Source organism: Legionella pneumophila subsp. pneumophila str. Philadelphia 1 (assembly GCF_000008485.1).
Lineage (GTDB): Bacteria > Pseudomonadota > Gammaproteobacteria > Legionellales > Legionellaceae > Legionella > Legionella pneumophila.
The window spans coordinates 1863169-1883987 of record NC_002942.5 but is presented as its reverse complement, the minus strand read 5'-3'; the positions used below and the strand labels follow the sequence as shown (position 1 = coordinate 1883987).

The following is a 20819-nucleotide window of genomic DNA, read 5'->3' as shown; positions in this document are numbered from 1 at the left end:
GTTTCTCCTGATTATGGTATCAATTTTTACTGATATTCTGATTTCAGCTGCCTAGTGATGCAGTGTTCATGCGTCTCTAGATATTTTGTGAACCCAACACTCTAAGGGAGAAGGGCACGCAATGTGCCCAATTGTTAAGAGCTTATTTTGCGCAATACATACTGAAGTATTCCGCCATTTTTATAGTATTCGAGCTCGTCAGCAGTATCAATTCTACAAAGAGTTTCTATCTTCTCAATGTCCCCATCTTGCCTTTCTATGGTTACAGGTACCATCGCGCCCGGGGTTAATTTATCAGAGATTTCAATACTGATGCGTTCGCTACCATCCAATTTTAATGTTTTACGAGTAGTACCCTCTTTAAATTGCAATGGCAATATACCCATACCAATTAAATTGGAACGATGGATTCGCTCAAAGCTTTCAGTAATCACAGCTTTAACACCAAGCAAATTAGTGCCTTTTGCTGCCCAATCGCGAGAAGAGCCTGTTCCATATTCTTTACCAGCAATGATAACCAAGTCTTGTTGATTTTCCTGATAACGCATGGCTGCATCATAAATCGACATGGTTTCTCCAGTAGGAACATAACGAGTGACGCCACCTTCTTGTCCAGGAGTCATTTCATTACGAATGCGTATATTGGCAAAAGTGCCTCGCATCATGACCTCGTGGTTACCGCGGCGTGATCCATAGGAGTTAAAATCTTTCTCATCTACCCCTTTGGATTTTAAATATAAGCCTGCTGGAGAGCTGGCTTTTATTGAACCTGCAGGTGAAATATGATCCGTTGTAATTGAATCGCCGAATAGGGCTAAAACATAAGCCTGCTTGATAGGTTTGAGCGGTTCTGGTTTCAGACTTAAATTTTCAAAAAATGGGGGGTGTTGTATGTATGTAGAATCAGGATTCCATTCATAAGTTTGCCCTGAGCTTGTTTGAATGGCTTGCCAATGAGCATCTCCTTTAAATACTTCAGCATACTCTTTACGGAACATGGTACCGCTTACTTTAGCGACTTCCGCAGCAATCTCTTCATTAGATGGCCAGATATCCTTGAGATAAACATCGTTTCCTTCTTTGTCTTGCCCAATGGGTTCCCTGCTTAAATCGCTGCAAGTTGTACCGCATAGAGCATAAGCGACTACTAATGGGGGAGAAGCCAGCCAGTTGGCTCTGACTTGCGGGTGAACACGCCCTTCGAAATTTCTATTACCAGACAGTACAGATGAAACAACAAGATCATGCTCTGCAACACAATGGGAAATATCATCAGGCAAAGGACCCGAATTACCTATACAAGTGGTACAGCCGTAACCAACCAAATTAAAACCCAGTTGATCCAGGTAGGTTTGTAGGCCGGCATGCCTTAAATAGTCAGTAACTACTTTAGAACCAGGTGCCAATGAAGACTTAACCCAGGGTTTGCGCTGTAATCCTTTCTCAATCGCTTTTTTTGCTACCAGTCCTGCTGCCATTAGTACACTTGGATTAGAGGTGTTAGTACAGCTGGTTATCGCTGCAATGACTACATGACCATGTTTCATTTGAAAATCTTTGTTTTTAACAGCAAAGGTTTTTTCTTTCTCTTTTTCTTTACCAACTTCAATTAAAAAATTGTTGAATTCTACAGGTAATGAACTGAGATTGACTTTATCTTGGGGGCGTTTTGGGCCAGCCAGAGAGGGTTCAACGCTGCCTAAATCCAGATGTAAAGAGTCAGTAAACACAGGTTCTTCATTGTCTTTGTCATACCACATACCTTGTGCTTTTGCATAAGCCTCAACAAGGGCAATGGTATGCTTGTCACGACCAGTTAATTCCAAGTACTTTATTGTTTCCTTGTCTACCGGAAAGAAGCCACATGTTGCGCCATACTCGGGAGCCATATTGGAAATTGTCGCTCTGTCTGCCAAAGGTAAATCATTAAGTCCAGGACCATAAAATTCAACAAATTTACCAACAACCCCTTTTTTTCGCAGCATTTGAGTGACGGTAAGGACCAAATCAGTTGCGGTAATGCCTTCTTTAAGTTTACCTGATAATTTAAAACCGATTACTTCGGGGATTAGCATGGATACAGGTTGCCCCAGCATGGCTGCTTCTGCCTCTATACCACCGACTCCCCAACCCAGGACACCTAGTCCATTAATCATGGTCGTGTGAGAATCTGTGCCGACCAAAGTGTCCGGATAGGCATACAACTGGCCATCATTTTCACTATTCCACACAGTTTTTCCTAAATACTCCAGGTTGACCTGATGGCAAATCCCTGTTCCGGGTGGGACGACCTGAAAGTTAGAAAAAGCTTTTTGTCCCCAGCGTAAAAACTCATAACGTTCTTTATTTCTTTCTATCTCGATTTTGGTGTTCACTTCAAGGGCATCAGCTGAAGCAAATTTATCTACCATGACTGAATGGTCTATGACCAAATCGACAGGAGAAAGAGGAGAAATTTTGTCTGCGTTACCTCCCATTTTTACTATGGCAGTACGCATGGCAGCCAAATCTACTACTGCGGGAACACCAGTGAAGTCTTGCATCAGGACTCTAGTTGGTCTAAATGCTATTTCATGCTGGGATGTTTTATTATGGAGCCAGTCGGCAATTGCCTTGATGTCTTTGGTCGTTACTGTATTGCCATCCTCAAAACGTAATAAATTCTCGAGAAGTACTTTCAAGGAGTAAGGGAGGCGATTAATTCCTTTAAAATGTTTATTTTCAGCTTCTTTCAAACTATAGTAATTATAGGTTTTTCCATCAACTGTTAATTGTGATTTTGTTGATAGACTGTCTTGACCCACTTTCATAAAGTACTCCCAAAATCATTATTATTAATAATCTCTAGGAATAATAGCTCAATTTCAGGAAGTTTTCATTCAGTATCAACAAAATCATGTTTTGATTAATGAAGAGGAGAGGTAAGGTTGTTCATCAAATTCTTCGATTCTAACATCAGGATTAATGATTTTTGCACCTTCCATAAAAATCCTTTTTTCTTCTTCTTTTTTGCTTGTTGTATCTGGAGAATCTGGGATTAGTAAATAAAATCCACTTGGTAACAGCAGTGTCACCGCTAGTGATACCATGATAACACCAAAGAGTGGGTTAAAAATGAATGTTGGTATTGAACCCAAAAGCAAAGCAAGGCTTACTCCAAGAGTAGCTATAGCTGCATTTTCTATAGTGGGATCGGGTTTAATTTTATCGTGAATAGCAACGGGATAATAAAATCCTTTATGGTAATTGTGTATTGCATAGGATGTTCGTTCAGGTTGCTTTATGCAAATGAGCAAGGTTTTCGCAAATTTTTCATACTGGATAAGTATCTGTTGTTTATTAATAGTATTTGAGGCCTCTGATTTAAGTTCGTTTTGAAATTCGGCAACACGGGCAGTCAACAAATTTAAAAAATAAGCTTTTTGTTCCATTTCTACATGATTTAGTAATTGTTTTACTTGTTCAATCAAGCCATCTATAGATTCCTGAGATTTATGGCAGCTGAATAAATAGTGATACATGATAAATTTCTCTCCCTATAAAATATGTCAAAAAACTAGCATTATTTTTTTAGGGGTTATAGTGAGTATTAAGAGGTTTTACATGCATGCAATATTTTTTAACTGTCCCTTGATTATTTTTTCAGTAAGCTTGCAGATGGTATGAGTTTTGCTATATGTTAATCATAACACAGGGAGTGTGATATGTCTGATCTGAAAAACCTTATACTCAATTCATCCATCTTATTGGATACCTCTTCAACAGTTCAAAATGATCTAAATCCTGAGCAATTGATTAATGTTCATGAAGATTCTGATGGTGGCAGGGATTTATTAACTCCTGAATCTTTTATACTGCTAATGGCCGAAATATTATCAACAAATAATGCAGATACAATATGCGAATATGAGCATCAAAATTCAGCAGATAATAAAGTTTTGCAAAATTTGCAATTTAAAGAGGTGGAAGAGGACGAACAAATTGAAGGACTCAATGAGCAAAAAAAATCCTTAGATAATCCATTGTGGCATGATGTTGATTTACCTGTTATTAATGAAATATCAGGTAATCAATGTGAAGGGCAGTTTGAATCAACACTAGAAAAAAATGTGGCTTTGACATGGATTAATTCTGAAAATTTCCAACCACCAATAGTTAAACCTGAAAATCAGACAGATGAGACTTACAAAATTTGGGACTCGGAAATAACTTCTATTGAATCTGGCAAACTGAAACTGGATTTTCCAAAAGCAGATTACGATGGGAATAACATTAACCCTTATCAAAAAGAGGCAATCAATCAACCGGGGAATGATTCATCGAAAAATCATCAATTAATTAAAGGGAATGACTCTTTCCCGATATTAGAAGACATTAAAACGAATGCTGAGCCAGGAACTAAAGCAATAAAATCTGAAGTAGAGGCAACTAAAGTGGGCACTGAAATACCTGGTAGTTCCTTTCAAATGAACCAAAAAGCCGGTTCAGATATTCAACCCCCAGTTGTTTCCAACTCTCACATACCTAAAAATTTTTCAATTCCAATTCATGTCAATCATTCACAATGGTCAGAGCAATTATCTGAACATATTGTTTGGCTTGGTCATCAAGATGTAAAAAGTGCCTTAATTAAAATTCATCCTGAAGAATTGGGGCCTTTGGAAATTAATGTAAAAGTTGTAAAGGATAATGCCTCTGTTAACATATCTACTCACAGTGTTTATGTAAAAGAAATTGTTGATCAAGCGATTCCCAGATTAAGAGAGATGATGGCTCAGCAAGGTATAAACTTGTCTGAGGTGCATATTGGAACCGATACAAGTTCCCGCCAAGGTTCGCAGAAAAACCATCATGCTGAAATAGATCTTATCCAATCAGCAGAAGATAAAAATAAAATCACTTCATTAACCAGGCATCTACCCAAAGGACTGGTCGACTACTTTGCTTAGTTTAACAAATCAATTGTTGGTAAGGAGTTTACAACAGTGTCCCATAATTATTTTCGTACCTGTCTGACGACAAAGGACAATAAGTTTTTTTGGCAAAAACCTTTGGCATCAGAACGGTTTGACAAGCTGATTGCTGATAGAAAATTTCAAAAATCAATAGCTCACAGCAGGAAAAATCAATTAATGTATAGTTTTATAGAGTCTAAAATTGCCTCAGATTACGCACTATTGATTGATACTAAATTAAGAGAGCAATTGAAACAGTTTACTCTGGATGATTTTAATGATATTTCAGGATTTGAACGAAAAGAAAAATCGAATTCCAGGCAACAAAGCTATTTCAAATTAAGGCAAGAGCTGGAATTTTTTCTTAAAAATGACATTCAACAGCATAAATCTTGCCCTGACGCTCAATTAAATGCGTTCAGACGCTGGATAAATATATCGGATTTACTCTTAAGACATCATTGTTATGAAGGCTTTCTTTTGGTATTTGTTAATTTGCAATTAATTGCAGACAAACAGTTAATCGATGGCTTACCTGTAAGCGTAAGAAATAATTATAATCAACTATGTCAATTAAGTTCACCAATAGGGAATCATGGCGCTTTGCGCCATTTTATGAATACGCATCAGGGTGAGAGTGATTTTACTCCTTTATTTTTTACCTATCATGCCATTGGAGCTTTGGATGAATCGCTTGAATCCTTAAAGGACAAGGAAGTTCTTTTAAAAAAGCAATTAAAACATCTGAATAAAAAAATTAGTCATTTAAGAACAGAAGCCACTCCAGGAGTGATTGATGTCATTTCTGAATTATTGAAAAATAAGCAACAAATACCAAAAAAAATGATGGAGCGTAGAGGACATCTGATACAGCTGATGGAAGAGGTTAGATTCACTGGAAAACAATTAAAACAAATACAAGTTAACATGCAAAACCAACTTGAACAACGCGCTAATTTGGTAGGATTGATAGTCAAAGAACAAAAAGCAACGCCAAGAACGCTCCCTGAGTATTTCGAAAAAACCTATAGTATTATCAAGTACAGATTCAATAGGCAGTCTATTGCTACAGTCAAAAGCTCTCAGCTTCCAGAATCAACAGCAAGCAGCAATCCAAGTTCCTCAAATTTGTATAAAAGTAAATTGCTCCCCCATTTTTGGAATAGACATGGAAAATCTTCCTCCAGTTACTGGGAAGAGGTATTCACGCCAAGTTGTTTGAACAATAAATAAGAGAATTAGATGAACTCTGCTTCATACAAGCCCTGTTTATATGAATTTGGTTAAAAACAACGTTTGGCACAGCGAATGACTCGACCACTCCATCGGTCTATCAGGCAGCTTTTCTGGCAACCATAACCAATATATCTCCATTTTGTCCAGTAAGCGTTTTTGTAATATACGGGGCCGCGCCAGTAGTAGTTACCAGGGTAGCTGTGAACCCCAATGAAGTAAGCAAGTTGAGTATTTCCGGAAAGATATTGATCAGCATTAGTGTTGCTGGCACTTGCTACATTAGTAAATGATATAGTAATGAACAATAGAAAAGTTAAGTTCAGAATAGCGAATAATCTCAGGACATAAGCACTTACTATTTTCATGATAAATTCCTTTTATCGCAGATAATATTCAAATTATAGATTAATAATATAACAAATTGTCTCATAATATTGCAAAATTGCTTTTTTACTTAAGTTGCTTGTTATGTATTTTAGGAGGTATATAAAAATTGTATTAAGTCATGTGTGCAATATTATGTACAATATGTTAATATATTGCCATGCTTGTTATTTGGCAAAGATGTTGAGGGCTTAAAAAATTGCAATGTGCTATCGAGAGAAAAAATAGTTTACGTGATTTGCAATCACAGCCAAATCTTGGTGATTGGATGTTTATCTCCTCTTTAGGGAGCCAAGATTTTGATGAGAGAAAGTTTTTCTCTCAAATTTCATTGCAATCACTGTCTTTTATTATCAGAATAGCTAAATTTTCTGCTTATTTTGCTGCGCTTTGTGAGAAAAGTGAATATGATGAGCTTTGGAAAAAGCTCTACTCGACTTTTGGATTAGTTCTCACCAGAGATAAACCAGTACCTAAATCTTTTTTTACTCATGACGGTGGAGAAATCAATCATTTTAATCTACTACGTGGCGCTTATTATTTTCATCTTTCCCAAAAAGCATTAGCAGCAAAAGAAAAGTCCTTTTCTGACTCAGAGCTCTACTGGTTAAATCAGGCAATGAAATTTGGGTCGATCCATGCAAGCCAGCGTTATATCCAATTTTTATATCAAAAATTAGATAAGGTTGCTTCTGCAGATGAAGCAGAACAAATTTTAACGGAGGCAATTAAGCTTTGTAAGGCAAACTTAAATCAATATGGCAGTTATGCTTATATGATGCTAGCTGAAGCTTTTTTTCGTTATGCGATGTGGGCACAACAATCCGGTAATATAAATCGTGCTAAATCTGCAATTACCTCGTCAATTAATTCCTGCACAAAAGCTAATCAACACCTGCGTGCCAGTGCCTCCTCCATTCATAATGCAAGCTTGGGGGAGGGGTTGAAAGCCAGCAATACACTTGCTATGGAAAGCCCAGAGGAAGCCATCGCTTTTTTAAATGCTTGGGCAGTCGCGCACCTTTACAAACATGAAATAGAATTGGTCTCCCGCCCAGGTTTTTACTAAATCTTGCCTATCACGGTTTTGTAACCATATCAAGCAGGGCTGATCCAGAGGATTCAGTAACAGGTTTAGTGGATGAAAAAAATCTTTCTTTTTGACTTGCTGAGTTTGAGTAGGAGGTTTCCAATCGTTTGATCAAGGCACTTTTGATAACAGACTCATAATTTGACGGCAGCAATGATACTGACTGTAAATCTTCTCTTGGTGTTGTACGATACTTAAAGACGGGATAGTCACAGGATGCTTTCCCCCAAAGCATCATTAAGTCATTTTTCCAATTGAATAAACCACTTCCTGTTGCTGCTGGTGCAAATGGATTCAGCTCTATGACTACCATTACATAAGTATTTGCCCCTATTTCAATTATGTTCTCATCTGTTATTTCGCCGTGATATTGACTGACTGGAATCAAGGCTAAATCAACAATGTATTCACGAATGCAATCTGATGATTCGTCATCATCTTGTTCGCTTGAAAAATTTAAAAATTTTGCAACATCTGGATCTACAGATTTGAGAACATAATTTTCAAATTTTTTAATAACAGCTTTCTTATCCTCTTCATCTAGAAAATTGAAACAATCTGCAGGGCTTTTATCAAAATATAAAAAATGAAAATATTGTGATATCGCTGTAACAATACTTTCTTTACGATGGCGTCTGGATACAAAAACTCTAAACTCATGGTCTGGACGAATGTCATGCCATTCGCGCAAAATAACGTTTGTCGTACAATCTGATTGATTGCTTGAACTAACGAGCGCAAGCAAATCATTATAAACTCTAGGGCTTTGTGCTATTGTTTCAATTATTTTTCTACCACTTTTAATTTTCATTGCCTTGAGCATTGAAGCAACAAATGACACCAATTGCTGATGTTTATTGTCATTTTCATTCCAATACACAAAATCCTTACTCATTATGGTAGAAGCTTCTTCAAAGAGAAATTTGGAATCCTTGGGGCTCCTGGTGGACAATCTCATGAAGACTTCTTTATTGTTAAATTCTGAAAGGATTTTATTGAAAATACTTTCCAGTTTACTGCTATCGTAGTCTGGAGGAATGTTTCCCATTAAATAGTGAATATCATTATAGTTTAGTGTAATAAAGTGTGACTTGAAGGTATGTTTTCTTAAATGAGGATACCAATTTTCTACAGAAAATTTATTTACCGCATCCCATCGTGTCGATCCTTTCGAATTATTTGCCTGTGTTGCCGGAAAAAATAATGGATGGTCAGGATCCAGCCATGGAAAATCACTAAAGTCAAGGTCTTCATCATGGTTACTATCATCTATGAGATAAAATCCATCTTCAATCTCATCATTTGGTGGAACAATTTGCTCTGAACTGTCTTTTTCACTTGTTTTGGCTGACTGCAAAAGAGAGTCTATTTCATCAACAGATTTCATGTTTACCGCACTCCACCCAACGCTTTGTAAATTTAATATTCACACCATAATCCAATAACATGACTTATTAGGATACAATATGGCCAATTAATTCTAACACTTTCCGTTGTAATTGCCAAATACCGAGCCACCATGAATTAAATTTAATGATTATGTAAGAACTTAATAATGAAATGATTAATTATTCAACTTAAATTCAATAATTGATGACAGCATGGCTCGCTTATTTTTTAAAGTTTAAGAAATTATCAGCGCATTAAAAAACCTTCTGCCTATTAATCACATAGTTGAATTCAATTCACACTATTTTACCTTAATGCCACCATGCAATGGTTTTTTCAGACCGGTTTTATCTTCTTCGCGAAGGTCTAACAAATCCGTTTTAATCTGTTTTTGTTTTAGTAAAGCCTCTTTATCCAGAGCACCTTGCTCAATCCCTTTTTTAGAGGCAAGCTCTTCCCCTGTAATATCGGGTACATCGAATAGTTCGTCTTTTTCGATAGTCACAAAATCATCTATCGTATCATCAAACTTGACACACGGAAGTACCAGTTTTTGTAGTGATTCAGCGCCTAAATTTTTAAGGTGAAATTGTACCAACTTTCCTAAAGATGAATCCATTAAACAATCGACTTCCTTTACTAATTTATCATATTGAGATTCACTGATTTCATTTTTGCCTTTGATATCATTTAAAATGCCTATTAGCAGCTCAACAGCGGTCAATTTTGCTGTCTTGCTGTAGCCAATAAAATTCAACATGCTTTTTTCAGATTGTTGACTTCGTAATTTCCCATAATCTTCCAAGGCAACAATAAATTCAGAAAGCTGTACCGGTAATGTTTTACCTTCAGTCAAAGCACTTTCGATATCAACAACCCCCAAATTTCTATATTTAATGCAACTTTCAATGTCTTGTACGTGCTGACTTGTTAAATAACTGTTAGAAGTAATATATCCTGAGCCAGGAATTTTTACTTCAGTACCTTGTGCTGAGGATGAAATAACCTCTTTAATCGTCCTGAAGGTATAAGACCCGCAATTGCCTTCGGTGAGGCGGTTTTGATGGTTATAAGCAGCTCGTGTAAATTTACCAAGAGTAAAATCAGTGCTCTTAATAGCTTTTTCAATACTTTGGGTCAAAATTTCATCGCAAGTTGTTCTATATTTGCCTTTAAAATAGGATGATAACGATTCAGAGTAGGTATCTCGTCCAATGGAGTCATAGACAGTGGGAGTGAGTTGTTTACTTTTTGGATCGTAGCTAATAGTTAACAATACCTGGTGTTGAACCCCTTTGGTAATGTCAGTGGGCATTTCAACAAAAGGAAGTATAAACGTTGCAGGTTGAGTGGCCTTACTACAAAATTCACTAATCTCAGATAAACGACGATCGAGTTTGTCATTTACCCATCCAGCGTCTGATTTTGCATCAACGTGATATCCTGCAACATAATCAGAATCCGGTCTGAATAAAAAAATTTGTTGATCATTTTTTTTACTCTGAAAACCATAGGCACCTGTTAAAGGCTTGTCTTCCAATACACTAACATCATCGCCAAGATAAAAGGCGGAACTTTTGTCAAAGAATAAACTGTATAGTTTATGCAAACGAGAACTGTTCATCCCTTTATTCACTTCCCAGCTGGTTTCGGGAGGATAAATAGATGTAGTTTTGTCAAGCTCTGAGTCGCCAGGCAATTTCTCATCACCTTCAAGAAGATCAAATTCATCGATATCGGATTCCTGTTCTCCCAGTTCTTCAAACTCATCCACTATTAATTTGTCTTTACCTGTTAACTTGCCTTTCATTTTGACCTCTAAACTGTCATTTCCATATTAAAAGTTTAGCAAATGATTTTTAGGAAAAAGTGAAATATAAGTCAAAAATTGAACAAATAATTATCATAATAGTGGTAATTCGATAGATAGCTTAGTACGATAGTTAAAAATTAGGCATAGGTCATGGCGATGAATACAAAAGTTATTTTGATCACAGGATGCTCCAGTGGGATAGGTTTTGATGCTGTTTTTGCTTTGAAAAATAGAGGACATAGAGTGATTGCATCCTGCAGAAAAACAGAGGATGTCCAAAAATTACTAAATAAAGGGGTTGAGGCTCTCTTGTTGGATGTAAGTAACCCTATTTCAATCCAAAGTGCATTTGCGCAGTTGTTAATTATGACGTCGGGTCACCTGGATGTATTGATTAATAATGCAGGATACGGTCAGGTAGGTGCTCTTGAGGATATTTCTCGGGATATTCTTCGCCAACAATTTGAAACGAACGTATTTGGTTTGCAAGATTTGACCAATTTGGTTATTCCTGTAATGAGGGAACAAGGACAAGGACGCATAATCAATATCAGCTCTATACTTGGCGTAGTTAGCATGCCATTTCGCGGTGCTTATAATGCCTCCAAATATGCATTGGAGGGCTTAAGTGACACACTTCGACTGGAATTGTCTGGTTCAGGTATTAATGTCATAACAATAGAGCCTGGCCCTATAAATAGCCGATTTCGTGATAATGCGGTGGACTTATCTTTACAACAAATACCAATGGAAAAAAGTTATTTCAAGAATCAATACAGAAATATGCTGAGCAATTTTAAACAGAAGAAGGCAGACTCGTTTTTCACTCGGGATACTGATGCAGTGATAAAAAAACTGGTTCATGCCGTGGAGTCAAGGAAACCAAAACCCAAGTACCCTGTAACTTTTCCAGCTTATTTTTTAATTGGTTTAAAACGATTCTTTACTACACGTTTATTAGATAGGTTTATTTTATTTTTATCCAGGAAGGAGCTGGGTTAAAGCAACTTATTGGTAATATTATAAAATAGTCATAAGTTGATGTTGATAATTAGCAACTACTGTACAGACCTCTCTTAAAAAGATACTATAGTTATTATGAAACTTAAATACAGAGTAATTCATTACCTGATACTATGCAGCGTGGTTTTGTTAATGATAAAACCAGCAGTGTTTCATAACAATAATCAGCAGACTCAGAGTAATACCCAATATATACATTCTATAACGGAATGCCCTCAGAGGACGGCATTGATGAATTATTGCTCGTCCAGTGCCTATTATATTATTTCTGAAGAGGAGTTATCTCTCGGTAATGTCTTATCCTTGTTGACATTTATCCTTTATTTTTTAGTTATTCAATCAAAATACAAATCGCCTGTATCCCCAATTTTTAAACCACCGATTGCCCACTAGAGTAAATTTGTCAACTTTCTCAGTAGGCTTCTTGCCAGCCCTGGCTATGCAAGAGGTCCAGTGTAGGTTACTTGTACTCTGATACAAGTATCTATCGTTGTTATTTATTACTTATTGGGACATTAAAATGAGAAAATTAATTGATTCGTTCATGATTTTATTACTGATATTTTTTACTCAGGCGGCGTGGTCATATACTCCTGGCTTTGAAAGTTCTAACCCGGATACTGTGATGCATTTTATTACAGGAAATAGTGCTTTTGTTTATTTGAGTGCTTTTTTCGGATTAGGTATTTTGTTGGCTTTTACGCCCTGTGTTCTACCGATGGTTCCTATTTTATCAGGAATTATTGTAGGACAAAATTCTATTTCTACAGGAAAAGCCTTTAAATTATCACTGAGTTATGTGACTGGAATGGCTATCACCTATGCAGGAGCAGGGATGCTTGCCGGGTATATGGGAAGTACAATCCAGACTGTAATGCAACGTCCAGTAGTAATCACTTTATTCAGTGTTGTGTTTGTAGCCATGGCTCTTTCAATGTTTGGCTTTTTTGAATTGAAGTTTCCTACAAGCCTTGGGAATCGGTTAAATAAAAACAATCAATTAGGGAAGCAGAGAAGTTATCTTTCTGTTGGAATAATGGGAGTTTTATCCACTTTAATTGTTTCTCCTTGTGTTACCGCTCCTTTAATTGGTGTTTTAAGTTATATTGGTCAAAATGGCCAGGTCATAATGGGCGGATTGATTTTATTTGTTATGGCATTGGGGATGGGGGTTCCTCTGCTGATTGTTGGTGCGGGTTATGGTACTTTACTCCCAAAAGCAGGTTCCTGGATGCTTAAAATAAAACAATTGTTTGGTTTTATCATGTTGGGAATTGCCATATGGATGTTATCCCGGATTCTGAATCAGACCATTACGCACATTTTGTGGGCAGGATTACTCATGGTCGCCAGCATCAGTTTAGGTGCTTTAAAATCACAAAACAATTGGCGTGGTTATTTGGCTCAGGGATTGGGTATTCTTGCTTTGATTTCAGGAGGTATTATTTTTTACAACACCGCAATACCTTCAGTAAAAATAAAACAAGCGTCTGTAGAAAATAGCCCATTTATCAAGATTAATACCTTAAACGCTCTTCAACTGCAATTGGAGCAGGCTAAAAAAGTTAGAAAAGCAGTATTTCTTGATTTCTCAGCGGATTGGTGCGGTGACTGTCAGGAAATGGATACCAAAGTATTCAATCAACCAGAAATTCAAAAAGCTATGTCTGATTGGGTTAGCATTAAAGTGGATATCAGTGATAAGAATGCAGAGGTTGATTCTATAAAAAAAGCTTTTGGTATTTATGGAACGCCAACGATGATATTTTTTAATACATCGGGAGAGCCTATTACTCAAATGACTTCGGTTGGTTTGATTTCGCTATCAAAAATGCTTCAATTGCTCGAGCAAGCGCGCCATTTGAGTTGAAATAATAGACAATTTGCTACCGAAATTTGTTCTTAATAATTTGGGTATGGTTAATATTTGATAAATAAATCAAATTCAAACTGTACCCAAAATATTGAAAAGCATGAATTTGATTCTTTGCTCTGAGAGTTGCTTGTATAAGCAAGAATTTATCAAACCCGTGTTTATAGGCATATAAAAAATCAATTTTATTAAAAAATAATCAATTAATTTTTGTGAAAAAAGAAGAAAAATTTTGATTTGTTTGCTAATATCTTAATGGGTAAATAAAAAATCCATTAACTATCAAGGAAGTAATACTATGAAAAAATCAACAATGGCAGTAGCCACTCTGTTAGCTGCTTTATCAACAGCACCTATGGTTTCCGTAGCTTATGCTGATGATACTTCAAATACAACAACTTCTAGCTGTACTGGTTGTAAAGGATGCAAGGGCTGCAACGGTTGCAAAGGCTGTGGCGGTTGTGGTGGCTGCGGTGGTTGCAGTGGTGATTAATAAGTAATATTTTCTATAAAGAGGTAGTGTTAACTACCTCTTTTTATTACGGTTTATTTTTTAAGTAATTATGAATAGTCAATCAGATTTTAACTTACCCATATTGTCCAGCTGGTATAAAAAGAAATTTCTTGGTTATGCTTCACAAGTTCTTGAAGCCCAACAAAAAATGACATCCAGTAAAGGTAAAAATATTCTGCACTACACGCTTAGAAAAAAGCGAAAGCATGAACGCATGAGTCACTATCCTAAGGGAGACAGGATTGATCGTAGTACTGGCTCACAATATTTTTATCATTGCCATAGAGAAAATTTCGAAAGTAATGAACATGGTCATTTTCATTGTTTTTTGCGATATAAACATATACCGAAGCGTATTAAACCAGCTCCTTTAGAGGATTGGGATAAATACATAGATAATCCCATGACTCACCTTGTTGCGATAGGTATGAATCAGTTTGGGCAACCGATACGATTATTTACAGTCAATCGTTGGGTAACATCAGAAATTTGGTATGGTGCTGAGCATATTCCATATTTCCTGAAATCTTACAAGATGACATTAATAGACGATCCTTATTGGCAAGTATTAGATCAGTGGGTGGAAGGCATGCTCCATTTGTTTGCTCCCCAAATTGCCTGGCTTCATCAGGAGCGAGATAAACGCATTCAGCTTCACCAACTGAATAGCCCAAATGATAACCCGTACACTAACCATGAGCTGGAAGAGCTTTCTGAGATAAATATTGATTTGAAAAAGCAGATTGAGTGGGTAATAAGTTAAATTCCAAAATTAGAACCACAACTTAATTTATCTTAATTATTGGTTTTTCATTGCTTATACCCCGTGTAAAAATATACAATATCTACTGCTTTGGGGAGAGATTAGTCCTTTACTGATCAATCAGAGATTAATTCTATCTGGTATAGAGATTCATGCAAAATCTTACTGAAACCCTTGATTTTTCTTCTTTGAATCGTGGAGAAATTGAAAAATTACTGCGCGATTATAATTTAAATCTTTCTGTAGATGAGGCGTTGACTATACAGAATGAATTCCTCAAAAGACCCCCGACTATTTCAGAGTGTGTACTTTGGTCTATTCAAGGATCAGAACATTGTTCTTATAAAAGCAGCCGTATTCATTTAAAGCAATTCAATACCTCAGGCCCTCACGTGATACTGGGCGCCAAGGAGGATGCAGGTATAGTATCTGTAGCCCAAGATAAAAATGGTTATAGATATGGCGTTATTGTCAGTCATGAATCACATAATCACCCATCTCAAATTGTTCCCTATGAAGGCGCAGCTACCGGAGTTGGTGGTAATGTCCGTGATGTCTGTTGTATGGGTGGGGAAGTTATAGCAGTAGCAGACAGTTTGCGTTTCGGAGATATCAAACGTGCACGTACTCACTGGATACAGGAAGGGGTGGTTTCAGGTATTGCCGGGTATGGCAATCCTTTGGGAATACCGAATATAGCTGGTGATGTGTACTATGATCCGGCCTACAATGAAAATTGTTTGGTTACTGTAGTCACTCTGGGGATAGTAAGAGAGGATCATATTATACATTCTTATGCTCCGCCCGAAGCTGAGAACTATGTTTTTATTTTAGTAGGTAAGCCAACTGATAATAGTGGGTTTGGCGGCGCGAGCTTTGCCTCAACAGTATTGGAAGAAGATTCACAAGAAAAGAATAAGGGAGCTGTTCAAGAGCCCAATGCTTTTTTACAGAGACATCTCCTTAAAGCTAATTATTCATTATTTCAATTACTAAGAGAAAAGAATTTAATTGACAAGGTAGGCTTTAAAGATTTAGGAGCAGGTGGCGTGGCCTGCGCAAGTATCGAGTTGGCTGAAGCCGGCGGTTCTTATGGCGCCGAAATTGATCTGGACAAGGTACCCACAGGAATGCCAGGATTAATGCCTTCAGTCATTCTATGCTCTGAAACTCAGGAGCGTTTTATGTGGGTTGTTCCCCCTGATTTAGTAGATACTATCCTGAAACACTATAATGAAACCTTCGCGTTACCACAGGTTTCTGAAGGGGCATGCGCTGCAGTTATCGGCAAAATTCGTACCGATGGATTATACGTGGTGAATTACAAAGGGCGAGAACTTGTGAGAGCTAAAGTCCCTGATGTCACGAAAGGCATTGTTTATAACAGGCCACATGCCTCTTCGCAGAAGCAAAACACAGAACCAGTTTTTCTCCCACCAGATGATTATAATCAAATTTTGTTGCAGTTATTGGCCCATGAGAATATAGCGAGCAAGGAACCTATTTTTGAAATGTATGACAAGCAAGTGCAGGGTCGCACCCTCATACAAGCAGGATGGGCTGATGCTGGAGTATTACAACCATTTAATGAATCGAAGTATCCTGAGGAAATTCGTAAAACAGGTATTGCCTTGTCTTTAGATCAAAATCCCCGCTATAACAAAATTGATGCCTATTGGGGAGCTGTTAACGCGGTTGTCGAATCGGTACGGAACATCACTGCAGTTGGAGCTACTCCAGTCGCAATAACAGATTGCTTGTGTTTTGGTAATCCGGAAAAGCCAGAACAAATGCGCGAATTTGTTGATTCTGTGCGAGGAATTAGTGATGCCTGTGCCGCTGTTCATCTGAAAGATCATCCCCAATCAACTTTGCCTGTCATTGCCGGGAATGTCTCATTGTATAATGAATCAGTGAAAGGGGCTATTCCTCCCAGCCCCATGATTAGTTGCCTGGGAACGCTTCCAGATATTGATTTTGCTATTACCTTTGATTTTAAGAAAAGTGATAGCCTATTGATATTGATTGGAGAGCGTAAAGACGAATGTGGTGGTAGCGTTTATTATCAACTCCATAATGAATTGGGTTCTAATGTTCCAAAACCGGATTTAAGCTTGTTTAATAGAGAAATCCATGCTGTTTCATCGGCAATTCAGCATGGGTTGGTTAACGCTGCTCATGATGTCTCAGAGGGAGGGGTTGCTGTTGCTCTTGCTGAGATGAGTTTTAAGAACTCCCTGGGAGTTGCTGTACAGATTAATGGAGAGTTATCTGCGGACAAACTTTTATTTGGAGAGACAGGCGGTTTTATTCTTGAAATCGATAAACAACATAAAGCCGCTTTTGACAAACTGGTTACTCAATATCAAGTCCCTTACATGGTTATCGGACATACTACAGAGCAGCCAGTTTTACAGATGAATTCGGTTATCAACTTGCCTGTCGAAGAAGCGAGGCAGGCTTGGGAAAATGGCTTAAGAGAGAGGCTATTATAATGTCTACTATCAATTACAAATCAGCGGGTGTCGATATCGAGGCGGGAAATGAAGCTGTCGCACGCATTAAACGTAATGTTGAAAAAACATTTTCGCCTCAAGTCCTGACAGGAATCGGTAGTTTTGGCGCAATGTATGATTTGAAGCCTTTTATGGAAAAATTCAAACACCCCGTCATGGTTCAAAGCATTGATGGCGTAGGCACGAAGACAATAGTTGCTCGGATGATGCAAAAATTTGATACAATCGGAATTGATTTGGTCAGTGCGACCACCAACGATATTATTGTGTTGGGTGCAAGGCCATTAACACTTTTGGACTATATAGCAACTGATCGATTGAAACCTGAATATATTGAAGAAATTATTATTGGCATGACGCAAGCTTGCCTCGAAAATAATATTTCCCTGGTCGGTGGTGAGACGGCTGAAATGCCTGATACCTATCTGAAGGGAGAGCATGATTTGGTAGGTATTATCACTGGTGTAGTGGAAAAGGATGAAGCCATACTAGGAAAAGATATAACTCCAGGCGATTCAGTCTTGGCATTTCCTTCCAGTGGCTTACATACCAATGGATATTCACTTGCCAGAAAACTTTTGTTTGAACTAGGTGGATATACTGTAGAATCCCAACTTGACGAGTTGGATGCTACAGTTGGTGAGGCTTTACTGGTACCTCATATCAATTATACAAATCCTGTTCTACACCTGTTGAATAACAAAATCCCTATCAAGGGAATGGCTCATATTACTGGCGGAGGTGTACTGGAAAACATTCCGCGAGTATTACCTAATCATTGTTCCGTTGAAATCAATAAGAATTCATGTCCGGTGTTGCCGATCTTTAATGTGCTAAAAGCATTGGGGAAACTGGATGATCAGGAAATGTATCGTACTTTTAATATGGGAATAGGATTAGTAATGATAGCTTCCCCTGGTGTTGTTTCTGAAATTTATACAGCGCTAAAAGAATTCCCTAATTTCCCTGTTTATGAAGTAGGAAAAGTCGTATCAGGAAAACCAGAAGTGAGATTATTGTGATGAAGATTGCAGTTGTTCAGTTTCCAGGCTCCAATTGCGAACGTGAGACAATGCTTGCGGTGCAACGAGCAGGTATGACTCCAGTTGAGTTTCTGTGGAATGATTCATCACAAAAACTGCGAGAAATGGATGGTTATATTATTATTGGTGGTTTTTCATATGAGGATAGATCAAGAGCAGGAATTATTGCAGCCCTTGATCCGGTAATGAAAGAAATAAAATTGCAGAGTGAATTGGGAAAACCTGTTCTTGGTATTTGCAATGGAGCACAGATCCTTGTTGAAACAGGCCTCGTTCCTGGTTTAAAAAACTATCAAATTGGTATGGCTCTGACTGAGAATAAGCGAATTCAGGATGGAAAAATTTTAGGAACAGGATTTTATAACAGCTGGATTCATATGCGAACCGGTGACCGAGTGAGGCAAAATGCATTCACCCGCTATTTATCAAAGGATTCTGTATTATCAATTCCTGCTGCCCATGCTGAAGGGCGTTTTGTGATGCCTGTTAAATTATTGCAAGAAATTGAAGAAGAAGGTTTAAATGCGTTTCAATATTGTGATGCGCAGGGAAACAGAGATGATAATTTCCCCGTTAATCCTAATGGTTCTCTACGGAATATTGCCGCTATTATTAATAAAGCGGGTAATGTCATGGCCATAATGCCTCACCCTGAACGTACATTTGCGGGAGATCCTATATTCCATTCAATGAAAGAATATATTAAGGAGAAAAAAACATTCAAGCAGCAAACATTATCTTATCAACCGGAGCCAGTTAAAATAATTCCTTATGACAAAAAAGACAATGCCCATGAGTTGATTGTTAAATTGATTATTACCGATAATGCTGCTTTAACAGTACAAAATACGCTAAGACAGTTAGGTATACCAGTCACAGTTAATCGTATGATGTATTGGCATGTCGATACAAATTTTCCTGAAACAATCGAAAAAATAAAGCAGACAGGGGTTTTATATAATGATCGGAAAGAGTATTTGGTAACGTCTGAGCATATATTTTCATCAGCAGCCAAGGCTTTTTTGGTTAAATCAAAAGACGATATGATCGGGCAACAGAAGCTGCAAATGCTTCGGGATCATTTCTCAATTGATGGCGTTGATGCCATACACCATGGTGTTTTGTGGATGTTTAGCAGTGAAAATGTTAAAATACAAGAATTGGCAGAATCCATTTTAGCTACTAATATTATCTTTAACCCTAATGCTCATATCTGCTATGAATACCAATGTCCCTAGTCAAGAGGATCTTCTTGCTGCGTTGCCTTTTTGCTTAACCGAAACCTCTTTACCTTTCGGCAAAAAGTATAAAGGGAAAGTAAGGGATACCTATGATCTCGGCGATCAATTGATTTTGGTAACTACAGATAGACAAAGTGCCTTTGATCGATGCCTTGCTGCTGTACCTTATAAAGGACAAGTATTGAATTTGACTTCAGCATGGTGGTTTAAAAACACGCAATCGATTGTGCCTAACCATTTAATTGCCGTACCTGATCCCAATGTGGCGATAGCCAAAAAATGCAAAATATTCCCTATTGAATTTGTTGTTCGTGGGTATATTTCGGGGAGTACAAGTACGTCTTTATGGACGCAATACCAAAAAGGAGTTCGTGAGTACTGTGGTATAACGTTTCCTGATGGATTAAGAAAAAATCAAAAACTTGAGAGCCCAGTGATAACCCCCACTACTAAAGAGACGCTCCATGACAGGCCGATTAGCCCACACGAAATCGTCGCAGAAGGCTGGATGACCCAAGAAGATTGGGATGAAACCAGCAGTTATGCTTTAAAGTTATTTCAACATGGAATGGAAGTAGCACAGCAACATGGTTTGATTTTGGTGGATACCAAATATGAATTTGGCCGTGATGCGGAAGGAAGAATTGTATTAGTGGATGAAATTCATACTCCAGATTCCAGTCGTTATTGGTTATTTAACGGTTATCAAGAGCGATTTGATGCCGGTAAGGAGCCTGAGAATATAGATAAAGAATTTTTGCGCTTGTGGTTTGTTGATCACTGCGATCCTTATAAGGATGAAGTATTACCTCAAGCACCACAGGAGTTAATTGTTACTTTAGCATCAAGATATATCCAATTATATGAAATGATTACAGGTGAATCGTTTGTGTATGACAGTAATCCTGGGCCAGTAAATGATAGGATTTTGCATAATATACAACGTTGGTTAGGTTAATTTTTAGCCGGGGGAAAGGCT

General features: G+C 37.6%; 16 protein-coding genes. 11 read left to right on the top strand and 5 right to left on the bottom strand.

The features are described 5' to 3' along the window. Positions 1-134: 134 nt before the first annotated feature. Entirely contained in the window at positions 135-2810 is a 2676-nt protein-coding gene (gene acnA, locus LPG_RS08475) for an aconitate hydratase AcnA (RefSeq protein WP_010947417.1), read from the bottom strand. An 84-nt stretch (positions 2811-2894) separates the two neighbouring features. Next, on the bottom strand, positions 2895-3521 hold the full coding sequence (locus LPG_RS08470) for a lpg1689 family Dot/Icm T4SS effector (protein ID WP_010947416.1): 627 nt from the start codon (positions 3519-3521) through the stop codon (positions 2895-2897). Positions 3522-3704: 183 nt separating this feature from the next. Here LPG_RS08470 and LPG_RS08465 point away from each other — a divergent pair, with 183 nt between their 5' ends. Further along, positions 3705-4949, top strand: a complete 1245-nt coding sequence (locus LPG_RS08465) for a flagellar hook-length control protein FliK (RefSeq protein WP_010947415.1) — start codon at positions 3705-3707, stop codon at positions 4947-4949. A gap of 36 nt (positions 4950-4985) precedes the next feature. Next, a complete protein-coding gene (gene mavA, locus LPG_RS08460) occupies positions 4986-6188 on the top strand; it encodes a Dot/Icm T4SS effector MavA (RefSeq protein ID WP_010947414.1) in 1203 nt (400 codons plus the stop codon). Positions 6189-6238: 50 nt separating this feature from the next. On the opposite strand, the gene LPG_RS08455 is transcribed toward mavA, so the two are convergent. Further along, positions 6239-6556 (bottom strand): hypothetical protein, encoded by a 318-nt coding sequence (locus tag LPG_RS08455; RefSeq protein ID WP_010947413.1) that lies wholly within the window; start codon positions 6554-6556, stop codon positions 6239-6241. Between the two features lie 218 nt (positions 6557-6774). On the opposite strand from LPG_RS08455, the gene LPG_RS08450 reads away from it, so the two are divergent. After that, positions 6775-7644: a lpg1685 family Dot/Icm T4SS effector gene (locus LPG_RS08450; protein WP_010947412.1), complete on the top strand. Its 870-nt coding sequence runs from the start codon at positions 6775-6777 to the stop codon at positions 7642-7644. A gap of 10 nt (positions 7645-7654) precedes the next feature. On the opposite strand, the gene LPG_RS08445 is transcribed toward LPG_RS08450, so the two are convergent. Together LPG_RS08445 and ravZ are read right to left on the bottom strand one after the other, a co-directional pair. Further along, positions 7655-9052, bottom strand: coding sequence for a lpg1684 family Dot/Icm T4SS effector (locus LPG_RS08445; RefSeq protein WP_010947411.1), 1398 nt, complete (start codon positions 9050-9052; stop codon positions 7655-7657). A gap of 303 nt (positions 9053-9355) precedes the next feature. After that, the gene (gene ravZ, locus LPG_RS08440; protein WP_010947410.1) at positions 9356-10864 is read right to left on the bottom strand and encodes a Dot/Icm T4SS effector RavZ; all 1509 of its coding nucleotides are present in this window, start codon (positions 10862-10864) and stop codon (positions 9356-9358) included. Positions 10865-11017: 153 nt separating this feature from the next. Between ravZ and LPG_RS08435 the strand changes: the two genes are divergently transcribed. The 8 genes from LPG_RS08435 to LPG_RS08395 all read left to right on the top strand — a co-directional run bounded on the left by LPG_RS08435 (position 11018) and on the right by LPG_RS08395 (position 20798). After that, entirely contained in the window at positions 11018-11869 is an 852-nt protein-coding gene (locus LPG_RS08435; RefSeq protein ID WP_010947409.1) for an SDR family NAD(P)-dependent oxidoreductase, read from the top strand. A 541-nt stretch (positions 11870-12410) separates the two neighbouring features. Continuing rightward, positions 12411-13760, top strand: coding sequence for a protein-disulfide reductase DsbD (gene dsbD, locus LPG_RS08425; RefSeq protein WP_013101506.1), 1350 nt, complete (start codon positions 12411-12413; stop codon positions 13758-13760). 301 nt (positions 13761-14061) lie between these two features. Continuing rightward, positions 14062-14256, top strand: coding sequence for a hypothetical protein (locus tag LPG_RS08420; RefSeq protein WP_011213959.1), 195 nt, complete (start codon positions 14062-14064; stop codon positions 14254-14256). A 70-nt stretch (positions 14257-14326) separates the two neighbouring features. Then, positions 14327-15040, top strand: a complete 714-nt coding sequence (locus LPG_RS08415; protein WP_010947406.1) for a DUF6969 family protein — start codon at positions 14327-14329, stop codon at positions 15038-15040. A 152-nt stretch (positions 15041-15192) separates the two neighbouring features. Then, positions 15193-17535: a phosphoribosylformylglycinamidine synthase subunit PurL gene (gene purL / locus LPG_RS08410; protein WP_010947405.1), complete on the top strand. Its 2343-nt coding sequence runs from the start codon at positions 15193-15195 to the stop codon at positions 17533-17535. Next, positions 17535-18578: a phosphoribosylformylglycinamidine cyclo-ligase gene (gene purM, locus LPG_RS08405; RefSeq protein WP_011946657.1), complete on the top strand. Its 1044-nt coding sequence runs from the start codon at positions 17535-17537 to the stop codon at positions 18576-18578. Before purL ends, purM begins: the two co-directional genes overlap by 1 nt. After that, positions 18578-19837 (top strand): phosphoribosylformylglycinamidine synthase I, encoded by a 1260-nt coding sequence (gene purQ, locus LPG_RS08400; protein WP_011946656.1) that lies wholly within the window; start codon positions 18578-18580, stop codon positions 19835-19837. Before purM ends, purQ begins: the two co-directional genes overlap by 1 nt. After that, positions 19818-20798, top strand: a complete 981-nt coding sequence (locus LPG_RS08395; protein ID WP_011946655.1) for a phosphoribosylaminoimidazolesuccinocarboxamide synthase — start codon at positions 19818-19820, stop codon at positions 20796-20798. The genes purQ and LPG_RS08395 overlap by 20 nt, the downstream gene beginning before the upstream one ends. The last annotated feature ends 21 nt before the right edge of the window (positions 20799-20819 follow it).

Bases quoted from the DNA above. Each gene is read 5' to 3' on its own strand.
- LPG_RS08470 (WP_010947416.1), bottom strand. From the start codon at position 3,521: ATGTATCACTATTTATTCAGCTGCCATAAATCTCAGGAATCTATAGAT.
- LPG_RS08435 (WP_010947409.1), top strand. From the start codon at position 11,018: ATGGCGATGAATACAAAAGTTATTTTGATCACAGGATGCTCCAGTGGG.
- purM (WP_011946657.1), top strand. From the start codon at position 17,535: ATGTCTACTATCAATTACAAATCAGCGGGTGTCGATATCGAGGCGGGA.
- ravZ (WP_010947410.1), bottom strand. From the start codon at position 10,864: ATGAAAGGCAAGTTAACAGGTAAAGACAAATTAATAGTGGATGAGTTT.
- LPG_RS08415 (WP_010947406.1), top strand. From the start codon at position 14,327: ATGAATAGTCAATCAGATTTTAACTTACCCATATTGTCCAGCTGGTAT.
- LPG_RS08395 (WP_011946655.1), top strand. From the start codon at position 19,818: ATGAATACCAATGTCCCTAGTCAAGAGGATCTTCTTGCTGCGTTGCCT.
- LPG_RS08465 (WP_010947415.1), top strand. From the start codon at position 3,705: ATGTCTGATCTGAAAAACCTTATACTCAATTCATCCATCTTATTGGAT.
- purQ (WP_011946656.1), top strand. From the start codon at position 18,578: ATGAAGATTGCAGTTGTTCAGTTTCCAGGCTCCAATTGCGAACGTGAG.
- LPG_RS08445 (WP_010947411.1), bottom strand. From the start codon at position 9,052: ATGAAATCTGTTGATGAAATAGACTCTCTTTTGCAGTCAGCCAAAACA.
- purL (WP_010947405.1), top strand. From the start codon at position 15,193: ATGCAAAATCTTACTGAAACCCTTGATTTTTCTTCTTTGAATCGTGGA.
- LPG_RS08420 (WP_011213959.1), top strand. From the start codon at position 14,062: ATGAAAAAATCAACAATGGCAGTAGCCACTCTGTTAGCTGCTTTATCA.
- dsbD (WP_013101506.1), top strand. From the start codon at position 12,411: ATGAGAAAATTAATTGATTCGTTCATGATTTTATTACTGATATTTTTT.
- LPG_RS08455 (WP_010947413.1), bottom strand. From the start codon at position 6,556: ATGAAAATAGTAAGTGCTTATGTCCTGAGATTATTCGCTATTCTGAAC.
- acnA (WP_010947417.1), bottom strand. From the start codon at position 2,810: ATGAAAGTGGGTCAAGACAGTCTATCAACAAAATCACAATTAACAGTT.